Source organism: Providencia hangzhouensis, from assembly GCF_029193595.2.
Lineage (GTDB): Bacteria > Pseudomonadota > Gammaproteobacteria > Enterobacterales > Enterobacteriaceae > Providencia > Providencia hangzhouensis.
In genome coordinates this window covers 318537-331235 of the sequence record NZ_CP135052.1, presented here as the reverse complement: position 1 = coordinate 331235, position 12699 = coordinate 318537, and the positions used below count along the sequence as shown (strand labels likewise).

General features: G+C 39.7%; 12 protein-coding genes. 5 read left to right on the top strand and 7 right to left on the bottom strand.

What is annotated here, in order from left to right; all coding sequences use genetic code 11:
- Positions 1 to 46 precede the first annotated feature (46 nt).
- A complete protein-coding gene (locus PZ638_RS01460; protein ID WP_094960786.1) occupies positions 47 to 622 on the bottom strand; it encodes an aminodeoxychorismate synthase component II in 576 nt (191 codons plus the stop codon).
- A gap of 431 nt (positions 623 to 1053) precedes the next feature.
- Positions 1054 to 1626 (bottom strand): peptidylprolyl isomerase A, encoded by a 573-nt coding sequence (ppiA, locus tag PZ638_RS01455; RefSeq protein ID WP_004262568.1) that lies wholly within the window; start codon positions 1624 to 1626, stop codon positions 1054 to 1056.
- A 323-nt stretch (positions 1627 to 1949) separates the two neighbouring features.
- Between ppiA and yihA the strand changes: the two genes are divergently transcribed.
- Entirely contained in the window at positions 1950 to 2561 is a 612-nt protein-coding gene (yihA, locus tag PZ638_RS01450) for a ribosome biogenesis GTP-binding protein YihA/YsxC (RefSeq protein ID WP_036958591.1), read from the top strand.
- Positions 2562 to 2673: 112 nt separating this feature from the next.
- On the opposite strand, the gene spfP is transcribed toward yihA, so the two are convergent.
- The 5 genes from spfP to PZ638_RS01430 all read right to left on the bottom strand — a co-directional run bounded on the left by spfP (position 2674) and on the right by PZ638_RS01430 (position 8203).
- Positions 2674 to 2721: a small protein SpfP gene (spfP, locus tag PZ638_RS21315; RefSeq protein WP_438361642.1), complete on the bottom strand. Its 48-nt coding sequence runs from the start codon at positions 2719 to 2721 to the stop codon at positions 2674 to 2676.
- A 366-nt stretch (positions 2722 to 3087) separates the two neighbouring features.
- The gene (polA, locus tag PZ638_RS01445) at positions 3088 to 5880 is read right to left on the bottom strand and encodes a DNA polymerase I (RefSeq protein ID WP_094960787.1); all 2793 of its coding nucleotides are present in this window, start codon (positions 5878 to 5880) and stop codon (positions 3088 to 3090) included.
- Positions 5881 to 6277: 397 nt separating this feature from the next.
- Positions 6278 to 6898, bottom strand: coding sequence for a thiol:disulfide interchange protein DsbA (dsbA, locus tag PZ638_RS01440; RefSeq protein WP_004262579.1), 621 nt, complete (start codon positions 6896 to 6898; stop codon positions 6278 to 6280).
- A gap of 33 nt (positions 6899 to 6931) precedes the next feature.
- Positions 6932 to 7927 (bottom strand): serine/threonine protein kinase, encoded by a 996-nt coding sequence (locus PZ638_RS01435; protein ID WP_094960788.1) that lies wholly within the window; start codon positions 7925 to 7927, stop codon positions 6932 to 6934.
- A 6-nt stretch (positions 7928 to 7933) separates the two neighbouring features.
- Complete coding sequence (locus PZ638_RS01430; protein ID WP_004262581.1) at positions 7934 to 8203, bottom strand: YihD family protein; 270 nt, start codon at positions 8201 to 8203, stop codon at positions 7934 to 7936.
- 216 nt (positions 8204 to 8419) lie between these two features.
- Between PZ638_RS01430 and mobA the strand changes: the two genes are divergently transcribed.
- The 4 genes from mobA (at position 8420) to bglF (ending at position 12696) form a co-directional block, all read left to right on the top strand.
- Positions 8420 to 9013: a molybdenum cofactor guanylyltransferase MobA gene (gene mobA, locus PZ638_RS01425; protein ID WP_094960789.1), complete on the top strand. Its 594-nt coding sequence runs from the start codon at positions 8420 to 8422 to the stop codon at positions 9011 to 9013.
- The gene (mobB, locus tag PZ638_RS01420; RefSeq protein ID WP_094960790.1) at positions 9010 to 9546 is read left to right on the top strand and encodes a molybdopterin-guanine dinucleotide biosynthesis protein MobB; all 537 of its coding nucleotides are present in this window, start codon (positions 9010 to 9012) and stop codon (positions 9544 to 9546) included. The genes mobA and mobB overlap by 4 nt, the downstream gene beginning before the upstream one ends.
- 224 nt (positions 9547 to 9770) lie before the next feature.
- Positions 9771 to 10613 (top strand): BglG family transcription antiterminator LicT, encoded by an 843-nt coding sequence (gene licT / locus PZ638_RS01415; protein ID WP_094960791.1) that lies wholly within the window; start codon positions 9771 to 9773, stop codon positions 10611 to 10613.
- Between the two features lie 190 nt (positions 10614 to 10803).
- Positions 10804 to 12696 carry a PTS beta-glucoside transporter subunit IIABC gene (bglF, locus tag PZ638_RS01410; protein WP_206277462.1) on the top strand — a complete coding sequence of 631 codons (1893 nt, stop codon included), beginning with the start codon at positions 10804 to 10806 and terminating at the stop codon, positions 12694 to 12696.
- The last annotated feature ends 3 nt before the right edge of the window (positions 12697 to 12699 follow it).

Here is a 12699-nt window from a genome sequence, read left to right as displayed (position 1 = left end):
AGGGCATAATATGCATAATTAATTTATTCTGAACCAGATTTATAAATTAATATTTTAGAAAATTATTTAGTAATTCATGGCCTTGCTCACTCAGAATGCTTTCAGGATGGAACTGAACGCCTTCTATAGGCAAGGTTTTGTGCCGTATTCCCATGATTTCATCAACATCACCATTATTCAGTGACCATGCTGATACATCAAAAGAAACAGGGAGTGTCTCTGCCGCAATTACCAGAGAGTGGTAACGTGTCACCGTCAAGGGCCGGTTCAAGCCTTTGAATACCCCTTGATGATTATGGTGAATCGCAGAGGTTTTACCGTGCATAACTTCTCGTGCTTTAACAACTGATGCACCAAAAGCTTGCCCAATGGCTTGATGCCCTAAGCAAATACCTAAAATGGGAAGCGTACCTGCAAAGTATTTTATCGCCTCAAGGGAGATGCCAGCCTCATCCGGTGTACATGGCCCAGGTGAAATCACAAGATGTGTAGGCGAAAGCTGTTCAATTTCTTCGATGGTAATTTCATCATTACGTTTTACAACAACTTCAGCCCCTAATTCACAAAAGTATTGGTATAAGTTGTAAGTAAATGAATCGTAATTATCAATAAGTAGAAGCATATTAGCCTATCCGACTGATTTTTATCATTATGTATTATTTCTTATGCATATTTTTATTGTGTTGGCAATCAGAACGATGATTAAAACACCATAAAAATAATAAGGGCGGCTATCATAGCACAGCCAAAGCAGGAAAATAGCCTATTTAAGTCAATGATTATTTTTTCTCAAAAAAAATTTCCATATAAAAATCATGGAACTATATTTACATTCCTATAACAAGCTCACATTTTGATTAAGAATTACTTTAAATACAATGAAATAAAAGGCTATTAAAACGTAGTAAGCGCTGACACATTTTAACTAACATAGTGAATGAAGAGAAACTCAAAGGGGAAGGAAAAGCGGATTTTAAAAAAAGTGGGCACGTTAAAGCAACCTACCCACTGTATTCGACACGATAGTTTTTAATTACTACTGTTTTTTAATCACTAAGGCTTTTTAATCACTTCAGCAGAAATGATTGTAATTGGCTCTACAGGAACATTTTGATATGGGCCTACATTTTCCGTTTTTACTTTAGAGATTTTATCTGCAACATCCATCCCTTTCACCACTTTACCAAATACGGCGTAACCGAAGTCACGTTGTCCGTGGTCTAAGAACGCGTTATCAGCAACATTAATAAAGAATTGGCTCGTTGCGCTGTCTTTATTTGCAGTACGTGCCATAGAGATAGTACCGCGCAAATTACGTAAGCCATTATCTGCTTCATTTTTGATTGGGGCACGGGTTTGCTTTTGCTGTAAATCTTTATTAAAGCCACCGCCTTGGATCATAAAACCTGGAATAACACGGTGGAAAGTAGTTCCGTTGTAATAACCTTCATTAACATACTGAACGAAATTTTCTGTCGTAACAGGGGCTTTTTTACTATTCAGTTCTAATTCGATATCACCCGCCGACGTGACTAACTTGACATAAGTCTCACCCGCAGATAAAGCAAGAGAAGATGCGCTCATTGCGCAGACGGCCAAAAGTGGCACAAAAATTCGTTTTAACATGTAAGGTCCCTTTCGTTATAGCTCATTACAACTGCAATCAAGCAATTCTAGAGTGAAGCTAACAAGAATGCTGAAGATTTACCTATATTTACGCCCAAAAACAAAAGTGCATCAAATGCGTTAAATTCTAGACCACTTTCAGCAAAAGGCGTCATGAATAATGGCTATTTTTCTATTATTACAATTGCGCGGCTCACAACACAGGAAAAATATTACCTGATTCCAAGAGAAAAGCGGTTGAGAGGAGATTTCGAGTTGTCGGGAAGCGCTAAGCAAAGCTATAATCCCCGAGCCTTTTGAGGCTAACTCAGGGAGAACGACAAATGGCAATTAAAAATCATAACTACCAGATGGCAAAGTTTGTCATCAGTGCACCCGATATCCGTCATCTACCTAAAGATACTGGAATTGAGGTGGCTTTTGCTGGCCGCTCTAATGCGGGGAAATCCAGTGCGTTAAACGCATTAACACAGCAAAAAAGCTTAGCACGTACCAGTAAAACACCAGGAAGAACTCAGCTAATCAACCTATTTGAAGTTGAGGAAGGCGTTCGCCTTGTTGACCTTCCGGGCTATGGTTATGCCGAAGTTCCTGAAGAAATGAAACGTAAATGGCAACAAGCACTCGGGGAATATCTCCAAAAAAGAGAATGCATTAAGGGGCTGGTTGTCTTAATGGATATCCGTCATCCATTAAAAGACCTCGATATGCAAATGATTGAATGGTCTGTTGCGATGAATGTACCAGTTTTAGTTTTACTCACAAAAGCAGACAAACTGGCCTCTGGAGCAAGAAAAAAACAACTGATGGAAGTTCGCCAAGCATTGGCTCCACTTGAAGGGGATATTGAAGTCGAATACTTTTCAGCACTGAAAAAGATTGGTATCGATAAACTCCGCATTAAGCTAGATAGTTGGTATAACACACCGGCTTGATTTCTTTTATTGTGAGTCAGAAATGGCTCATAACACCCTTACGTATTCTAATCCACTGAATTTTAGATAAAAAAATGCTCCAGTCAAAAAAATTGACTGGAGCAGCTAATATTCAGCTAAATCCGATTACGTGAAGTAAAAGGTCTGAAAGATAGAACATCTTACCTCTGTACCCTACGCCTATTAATGTACTTTATTTTTCGCTCGAAAAAAAGCCTTTTTGTAATTTTTTTTCAAAGCTTTCTACGATTCAGCACGGAAATATGAATAAAATAAGCCAAAAAACGGATTTTAATTACATATTTATGAGATGTATGTCGCATAAAAATGTTAATCATTTTCTTGACTGTCATCACAAAAATAATTGATTTATTGCAGAGTTATATTGAATTTCTAGTTAATAATTTCAAATGCATAATTATCTGTTATACCTTCGCTTAAACGTAAAAAACCCCCAGTAATTGGTTATCCAACTCTTGGGGGTCTCTTCATAATGGAGGTTTTATATATTCAATATGATTAATAATTAGTGGGCTTCATCCCAATTATCACCAATTCCCACATCCACTTTTAATGGCACGTCCAGTTTCATGCTTTGTTCCATTAATGACTGGACCTGAGCTTGAACACGCTCTAATTCAGACTCTTTGACCTCAAAGACCAATTCATCGTGAACTTGCATTAGCATATCTGCATGCGGCTTTTCAGTTTGCAACCAATTATCAACGGCAATCATGGCTTTTTTAATGATGTCCGCTGCGGTTCCTTGCATTGGGGCGTTGATCGCTTCGCGTTCTGCCGCTTTACGGCGCATCCCATTACTCGACTTAATATCCGCTAAATATAAGCGACGGCCTTCAAGTGTTTCAACATAGCCTTGTTCAGAAGCTTGTAAGCGTGTGTTTTCCATATAACGCAATACACCAGGGTAGCGTTCAAAGTAGAGATCCATATAGCGCTGAGCTTCACCACGAGGGATCCCTAATTGACGTGCTAAACCAAATGCACTCATGCCATAGATAAGCCCGAAGTTAATCGCCTTGGCACTACGACGCTGGTCACTGGTGACTTGTTCCAGTGGTACACCAAAGACTTCAGCGGCCGTTGCTTTATGGATATCTTTCCCTTCCGCAAACGCAGTTAATAGGCCTTTATCTTGAGATAAATGCGCCATAATACGTAATTCAATTTGTGAATAGTCCGCTGCCATCACTTTGTAGCCTTCACGCGCGATAAAGGCTTGGCGGATCCGGCGGCCTTCTTCAGTTCTAACTGGAATATTTTGTAGGTTAGGATCTCGAGAAGATAAACGCCCCGTTGCTGTAACAGCTTGGTGGTAAGAAGTATGAACACGCTGAGTACGCGGGTTAATCATGAGTGGCAGTTTATCCGTATACGTGGATTTTAATTTGGCTAAACTACGGTGCTCAAGCAACAATTTTGGCAATGCATGGTTTAGCGCTAATTCTTCAAGCACTTCCTCATTCGTCGATGCTGCCCCACTTGGCGTTTTCTTGATCACTGGCAACTGCAATTTTTCGAATAAAATCGTTTGTAATTGTTTTGGTGAAGCGAGGTTAAACTCCTCCCCCGCAAGCTCAAAAGCTTCCTTTTCCAGTTCAGCTAAACGAGCGGTAATCACTTTTGACTGCGCAGCAAGCACGTTAGCATCAATTAGAACACCTTTACGCTCCATTCGGACTAACACAGGCACAAGTGGCATTTCAATATTCTGGAAAATATGATTAAGCTTAGGTTCAGCCTCTAATTGTGGATATAACGCTTGATGCAGTAATAGCGTGACATCTGCATCTTCCGCCGCATAATTAGCGGCTTCTTCTAAAGCAATTTGGTTAAATGTCAGCTGTTTTTTGCCCTTACCTGCGATTTCTTCAAAGCTCACGGTTTTATGGTTCAAATGGCGATCGGCCAAGCTGTCCATATCATGGCGTCCCATCCCCGCAACACTGTTTAACACATACGATTCCAGCATGGTGTCATAACCGATACCTTTTAATTCGATGTCATAATTTTCAAGAACTTCTGCATCATACTTCAAGTTTTGGCCAATTTTGAGGATGTTTTCACTCTCAAGGATAGGCTTCATAAGTTCCAAAACCTCTTCCAGAGGAAGCTGTACTGGCGCATCAAGGTAATCGTGACCTAATGGTAAATAAGCGGCATGCCCCGGCTCAATTGCAAATGACATCCCCACTAAACGAGCTTCTTGGGTATCTAAACTATCGGTTTCAGTATCAAAAGCAAATAATGATGCTTTGCTTAATTTTTCAACCCAGCGCTCTAAATCGGCTTTTTCTAGAATCGTTTGGTAATTTTCGGCACACAATGTTGGCACAGTTGGGTTTGATGGCTTCACAGGTGACGCTGCTGGTGTTGGGCTAGGTTTCGCACTTGAGCCTTTCCCCTCCATCCAAGTCCCATTTTCAACATCGGCTAGCCAACGTTTAAATTCATAACGGCTGAATAATTGATGCAGTTTATCCACATCTGGCTGAACAACTTGTAGCTCTTCACATGTTTTTTCCAGCTCAACATCCGTTTTAATCGTCGCTAATTGGTATGATAAAAAGGCAACATCACGGTTTTCCGCCATTTTAGGAGCTAACGTTTTAGAACCTCTAAAACCTAATGGGGCAATAGCTTCAAGGTCATTATAAATTGCTTCTAAACTACCAATTCCTTGCAGTAAAGCGAGTGCTGTTTTTTCACCAACGCCAGGCACCCCAGGAATATTATCTGACGAATCCCCCATTAATGCTAAAAAATCAATGATGAGTTCAGGGGGAACACCGTATTTTTCTTTGACTTCATCAGGCCCTAGAATAGTGTTATTCATGGTATTGATAAGCGTAATGTTAGGCTCAACTAATTGCGCCATATCTTTATCGCCCGTACTAATTAACACTGGCATACCTTTTCGACTTGCTTCACAGGCTAATGTCCCGATGACGTCATCGGCCTCCACTCCTGAAACCACCAGTAAAGGCAAGCCCATCGCTTCCACCATTTCATGTAATGGAGCAATTTGAGCGCGTAAATCATCAGGCATTGGTGGGCGATGAGACTTATAGCTCTCAAACAATTCATCACGAAATGTTTTTCCCTTCGCATCAAAGACAACCGCTACATGGCTAGGTTTATACTGCATAATTAAACTACGTAGCATATTAAGCACGCCATACATTGCCCCTGTAGGCTCACCAGCACTATTGGTCAGTGGAGGGAATGCATGGTAAGCACGGTATAGGTAAGAGGAACCATCAACCAAAATAAGAGGGTTTTCTGCAATCTGAGCCATAATCTGTCATCATCTTTTTAGTCAGGAACGAATACCAATAGGATGCCATAATGTGGCCTCAGATACATCCCAAGTTTTATATTCCGCTTAGTTAGATAATTAAAAACACACCAAATCATCCACTATTATAAGTACACCATTAATTACAGTTAGTTGAAATTAATCACGCCGATTAACTAAGTATCTGATTGACATCCTGTGGATAAGCTTGTGTGTAAATTTGTGTTACTCAGTAAATTCAACAAGTAATATGGCTGTTAACAATATAAACAGAAAAGTAAAATCAAAGAGTTAGCGCATAATTGAATGGGTTTAATACAGGTGAGAGAAAGTCTTTGAATTGTGGATATTAATAGAAAAAAGAGACGATGGCGAGTATACCACCGTCTATTTACGATTATTTTTTATTTACTAAGAAGTTCACAACATTAGAGAACTCTTTGCCGTAGTCCGCTGCGTTATCAACTGAGATGCCGTTATTACGAACTTGGTATTTACCATCAACAAATAATGCAGGAACACCGCGTAGTTTTAAGTCTTGCGCTGCATTTTGCTGTTTCGCAACGATAGATTTCACAACGAAGCTGTTTAAAGCTGCATCATACTCTTCACCAGAAATACCTGCTTTGATAAAGGCATTACGGATATCTGCTTTACTGTTGATAGTTTGCGTTTTTTGGATACCTTCAAACAGGATAGGTGTGACTTTGTCTTCTGCTTTCAAGACAATCGCAACGGCCCAAGCTTGAGTTAAATCGGCACCTAAAGGACCAAGAAAATCAACGTGATAACGCTCCATTTTCACGCCTTCTGGTAAGTTTTTCTCTACCGTTTGAGGCACTTTATACACGCTCTCAAATTGATAGCAGTGTGGGCAATAAAACGAGAAGAACTCCAGAACTTGAGGTAAATTTGGTACAGCTTTAACATCAGTATACTCTTTACCTTCCGTGTAGTTTGCCGCTGCAGCACTAAAAGACATGGCAATACCAAGCAAAGCCAACATAATTTTTTTCATAGACTACATTCTCCAAAAACAAAAACTTAAAAGTTAAAACTGAGGGGTTAACTGCAAAGGGGCGTCTTGCAACCGTTCAATCTGTTGATTAAATTCGAGCGATTGTTTTTGCCAAAAATCATCAGCTTGTAGCCATGAAAATGTTCGAGGAAACGCAGGGTCTTGCCAACGGCGGATAATCCACCCGAGATAATGTACCATACGCATTGCTCTAAGAGGTTCAATAAGCTTCAGCTGTTTTACATCAAAATCACAAAACTCATTATACGTTTCTAATAACGTATCCAATTGAATGACTTGTTCTTGGCGAGAGCCATTAAGTAGCATCCAGAGGTCTTGAATTGCAGGCCCATTTCGGGCGTCATCAAAATCCACCAGCCAAGCTTCATCGCGCCACAGAATATTGCCTGGGTGGCAATCACCTTGTAGGCGAATAGATGAAATAGAGTCAGGCCATTGTAATTTTACTTGTGCAATCAATGCATCTAAAGACTCTATAAATTGAGCTTTATAGCGTTCTGCAATCAAAGGGCTTGAAGCTATCACTTGGCGAGGTTGTGCCAAATATTCATCAAGACCCATTGTAGGACGAAATGCAAAATTTTTACGCTGGCCAATTTGGTGTATACGTCCTAGCAAGTGGCCTACACTTTCTAATTGAAACAAATTATCTGTTTCATATTGTCTGCCACCGATACTCGGAAAAATTGCAAATATAAACCCACCAAACTCCAATACCGTTTGCCCAGCAAACTCAAGAGGCGCTGCGACAGACAACCCTTCATCTCGAAGCTCTAAAGTGAAATCGTGCTCTTCTTGAATTTGTGAACGGTTCCAACGCTCAGGACGATAAAATTTAACCACATAGCGTTGCCGATTTTCGTCTTGGAATTGATAAACCCGATTTTCGTAGCTATTTAATTCAAGCAGACCTGATTCGGGGTAAACCCCGACTTCCATTAAGGCGTCTAAAATTAAGTCAGGGGAGATTCCACTAAAATGGAAATTCGAATGTTCTATTTCATCCATCGCGTTTTAGTCTTTAATAATGCCACGGGCACGCAAAATAGCGGTTTTAAAGTCATCTTCATAATCTTTTTTTAAACCCGGGATCGCTTCATTGCTATCCGAACCACGCATTTTTAAATGATAAATTAGCACATCATCTGTTAACTCAGATAAACTGCCTTTAAAACCTGCTTCATCAGCCAGTTTTTGCAATAATTCTACCAAGTTTAAATCTGAATTATCTTTCCAGACAGGATGCAGAAGCTCAATAACTTCATTTAAGCGATGGCATTTCATGTTTATTCCTTTATCACGAATATTCGATACAAGTTACCAATAATCATACAAGAGAAAAAGCGAACTGTTGTCAATCTACGTAAAGTTTAACTGCAATACGCACGAATATTCATTGATTTTATAGCAAAATAGAATAAATTTTAGTAATTACTATACTCGAAAGTGTTTTCTAGGAATGTTGAAACATTTTCTTGAAGATATTCAAGGATATTGAACATGTCATTTCGTCAGTTAATAACGGGTGTGATACTTGCTGGTGGCCGAGGCTCTCGAATGGGTGGTCAAGATAAGGGATTGGTACTTTTATCGGGAAAGCCGCTCTATCAACATATTTTAGCACGCTTACAACCCCAAGTTGGCGAAGTACTCATCAATGCAAACCGTAATCAGGCACGTTACAGCGAAAGCCAATTGACGGTTATCTCTGATTTAAATAACCATTTTTCTGGCCCATTAGCAGGAATGCAAGCGGCTTTACACCATGCCAAAACAGATTGGTTACTGTTTGTGCCTTGCGATGTTCCTGCTTTCCCTCTCAATTTAGCGGAAAAAATGTTCAATGAGAAAGAAAAACATTTAGCCTGCTACGCTTGTGATACAGAACGAGAGCACCCTACGTTTGCTTTATTGCATCGCTCACTAAAAGCTCAACTTGATGATTACCTTGCAAGAGGTGACCGTAAATTAATGCTCTTTATGCATGAAATTAATGCAAAAGGTGTTATTTTCTCACCCGAATCGGGTTCATTTGCGAATCTTAATACACTGGAAGATAGCCGTAACTGGGAGTTACAACAAAAAGAATTATGAAGCAAAATACTCTACCCCTACTTGGAATTACCGCTTATAGCGGCACAGGAAAAACGACTTTATTAAAAAAAGTTATCCCTCTGCTTAAGCTGCGTAACGTTCGTGTTGGTTTAATTAAGCACACTCACCATGACATGGAAGTGGATAAACCGGGCAAAGACAGTTTTGAATTACGTAAAGCTGGCGCAAACCAAACGCTTGTTGCCAGTGAAAAGCGCTGGGCGCTGATGACCGAAACCCCCGAAGCTAATGAAATGGATCTACACTATTTAGCCAGTCGTTTCGATCACACAACATTAGATCTGATTTTAGTTGAGGGCTTTAAGCACGAACCGATCGATAAAATCGCCTTGTTTCGCTCTGAAGTGGGCAAACCTCTCAACGGTTTGATAGATAACTATGTGGTGGCTGTTGCCAGTAATGAAATCATTGATACTCACGTGCCGCAGTTAGATATCAATAACCCAGAGCAAATCGCAGATTACATTGTGTCTTGGTGGCAAAAAAGTGTCTTGGTGGCAAAAAACAATTAAATAAGCACGATACCGTCATTAGCCATGCAAAAAAGAGATTGGCTGAATTGAGCGTGTGAGTTCACATTTTCATACTTTGCTGTTTGAATAACCCAAAAAGTTTAATTACAGTATTTGAAAATTAAGTTACTGGATTGTTACTGTGCTTATCACACAGGCAAAACCTGATTAGTCAATGAATTATCATTGTGCTATCAGGTTTTTTTCGTTTTAGGGGAAACAAAATGCAGATCGCAAAAATTTTAAACAACAATGTGGTCGTTGCCCTAAATGAACAACAGCAAGAAATTGTCGTTATGGGGCGTGGGCTCGCCTTTCAAATGAAAGTTAATGACTTTGTCGATTCTAAAAAAATAGAAAAAGTCTTTGAGTTACGTAGCCATGAATTAACAAGCCGATTAAGTGAACTGTTAAGCCAAATACCAATTTCTATTATGAAAGTCTGTGACAAAATAATTGAAAATGCGAAAAGTAAACTTGGCAACCTACATGAAAGCTTATATATCGTTTTAACTGATCACTGTAATTATGCAATTGAAAGACAGCAAAAAGGCCTAGCTATCACTAATACCATGTTATGGGAAATTCAACGACTTTACCCAAAAGAGTACCAGTTGGGGCTAGAGTCATTGGCATTGATTAAACAAGATTTAGAGATTGAGTTACCCATCGATGAAGCTGGCTTTATCGCGTTACATTTCGTCAATGCTCAGTTGACGGGTGAGATGCCAATTGTCATGGAAACGATGGCGATAATGAATGAAATCATGAACATCGTAAAATATCATCTACAAATTGAATATCATGAGGACACACTAAGTTATCAGCGGTTTGTAACTCATTTAAAGTTTTTTACCCATCGTATGATGAGTGATGAGCCAGTTCCTAATGACGATATTGCGATGCATCTTGTCATCAAAGAAAATTATTCAATTTCTTGGAAATGTGCTGAAAAGGTCAGTACTTATTTATCCAAGAAATACCAACGCGACTTAACAGATGAAGAACGCATGTATTTAACCATTCATATAGAGCGTATTAGGAAAGAAAAATCGTCACATAAGTGACGCAAAGTAAGCCGAAAAACTATTTATTGATACAAACTGATAAAAACCGATGGATTGCTACTGCCCGTTGGCAGGCAAAACCTGATTTTCACTACTAGCCTTATTCGTGCTGGTGGTGAGTCAGGTTTTTTTTTGCTTATTTATCAATAGTAACGTGGCTTCTATTGTTCAGGTAATAAAGGAAATCAATATGAAATATCAAGCTTTGGCGGAGCAAATTATCGAAAACGTTGGAGGAAAAGATAACGTTGTCGATTTAATACATTGCGCGACACGCCTACGCTTTAAACTGAAAGAAAGTAAAAAAGCCAATGCAGAGCAATTAAAACAAAGTCCAGAGGTTATTACCGTAGTTGAAAGCGGCGGTCAATTTCAAGTCGTCATCGGTAACCACGTTAACGAGGTTTTTAACGCAGTTAATCAGTTAATTGATACAACTTCAAACTCAATAAATCAGCCCAAAAAAGCGGGAAAAAAAGTGGTAAAACAAGATAAAGAAAGCCTACTAGGCTACTTTATTGATATTGTCTCCAGCATCTTTACGCCTATTTTAGGCATCATGGCTGCTTCAGGTATTTTAAAAGGGTTACTTTCATTAGCAGACGCATTAGGTTGGCTATCCACAAGCAGTGGCACTTATCAAATCTGGTTTGCAGCAAGTGACTCTTTATTCTATTTTTTCCCACTGGTACTCGGTTACACCGCAGGGAAAAAATTTGGTGGAAGCCCATTTGTTACCATGACGATTGGTGGTGCACTCATTCACCCAATGATGATTACCGCTTTTCAGCAAAGTCTCGTTGCGGGTTCTACACCTGAATATTTTTTGGGGATCCCAGTCACCTTTATTAACTATGCAGCATCTGTCATTCCGATTATTTTTGCCTCTTGGTTAAGCTGCCAGCTTGAAAAGCGACTAAACCAAATTTTACCTTCTGCAATGAAGAATTTTATTACACCTTTCTTGTGCTTACTCATTATTGTCCCTCTGACCTTTCTTGTTATTGGGCCTTTAGCAACTTGGATAAGCATGTTAATTGCGGAGAGTTTCCAAGCTATTTACAACTTTGCCCCAGTTATCGCAGGTGCTTTCATGGGTGCTGTTTGGCAAATATGCGTTATTTTCGGTTTACATTGGGGAATTGTCCCTATTGGTATTAATAACTTAAGTGCCCTAGGCCATGATGCGCTTTTCCCCCTATTACTTCCCGCTGTAGCAGGGCAAATTGGCGCCACTTTAGGTGTTCTATTAGCAACAAAAAATGCAAAAATGAAAATTATGGCTGGCTCTTCTGTTACTGCTGGCTTATTTGGTATTACTGAGCCTGCTGTCTACGGTGTGACTCTTCCTTTGCGCCGACCTTTTATTTTTGGCTGTATTGGTGGTGGTGTTGGTGGCGCGATTGTTGGCTATAGCCAAACTCTGACATTCTCATTTGGGTTAATTAATATTTTCACTTTTGCACAAATCATCCCGGAACATGGTGTTGATAATACTGTTTGGGGAGCCATTATTGGTACAACGCTCTCTTTCTTATTTGCCACTATCGCAACCCGTTTCTTTGGTATTAAAAGGGAAGCGATATCCCCTGAAATATCGGTTAAAACTGAGATTACGTCGACCCCCAATGACGTTCTTGCACCATTGGGCGGTGCAGCTATCCCATTAAAAGATACTCCAGATGAAACTTTTGCAAGTGGTTTACTTGGACAAGGTGCTGCCATTATTCCAAATACTGGGAAAGTCTATGCGCCATTCGATGGTGAAGTGAGCTCATTATTTAAAACTGGCCATGCATTAGGGTTATTAAGCCAAAGCGGTATTGAACTACTCATCCATGTGGGGATCGATACCGTGAAATTAGATGGGCTTCATTTTTCACCTCAAATTAAACAAGGTGATGCATTCAAAACAGGTGATTTATTACTGACATTTGACCGAGAAAAAATTCTCGAGGCAGGATATGACTTAACAACCCCTGTGATTGTAAGCAACAGTGATGATTATGCGTCGATCGAATTCGTCAAGCTCAATAAATCAATTCAAAGCTGTCAGAAATTTATCACCGTTAACCACAAATAAGGA

What these genes read in the sequence shown, in the direction of transcription:
- PZ638_RS01460 (WP_094960786.1), bottom strand. Translation starts at nt 622, where the DNA reads ATGCTTCTACTTATTGATAATTACGATTCATTTACTTACAACTTATAC.
- ppiA (WP_004262568.1), bottom strand. Translation starts at nt 1,626, where the DNA reads ATGTTAAAACGAATTTTTGTGCCACTTTTGGCCGTCTGCGCAATGAGC.
- yihA (WP_036958591.1), top strand. Translation starts at nt 1,950, where the DNA reads ATGGCAATTAAAAATCATAACTACCAGATGGCAAAGTTTGTCATCAGT.
- polA (WP_094960787.1), bottom strand. Translation starts at nt 5,880, where the DNA reads ATGGCTCAGATTGCAGAAAACCCTCTTATTTTGGTTGATGGTTCCTCT.
- dsbA (WP_004262579.1), bottom strand. Translation starts at nt 6,898, where the DNA reads ATGAAAAAAATTATGTTGGCTTTGCTTGGTATTGCCATGTCTTTTAGT.
- PZ638_RS01435 (WP_094960788.1), bottom strand. Translation starts at nt 7,927, where the DNA reads ATGGATGAAATAGAACATTCGAATTTCCATTTTAGTGGAATCTCCCCT.
- PZ638_RS01430 (WP_004262581.1), bottom strand. Translation starts at nt 8,203, where the DNA reads ATGAAATGCCATCGCTTAAATGAAGTTATTGAGCTTCTGCATCCTGTC.
- mobA (WP_094960789.1), top strand. Translation starts at nt 8,420, where the DNA reads ATGTCATTTCGTCAGTTAATAACGGGTGTGATACTTGCTGGTGGCCGA.
- mobB (WP_094960790.1), top strand. Translation starts at nt 9,010, where the DNA reads ATGAAGCAAAATACTCTACCCCTACTTGGAATTACCGCTTATAGCGGC.
- licT (WP_094960791.1), top strand. Translation starts at nt 9,771, where the DNA reads ATGCAGATCGCAAAAATTTTAAACAACAATGTGGTCGTTGCCCTAAAT.
- bglF (WP_206277462.1), top strand. Translation starts at nt 10,804, where the DNA reads ATGAAATATCAAGCTTTGGCGGAGCAAATTATCGAAAACGTTGGAGGA.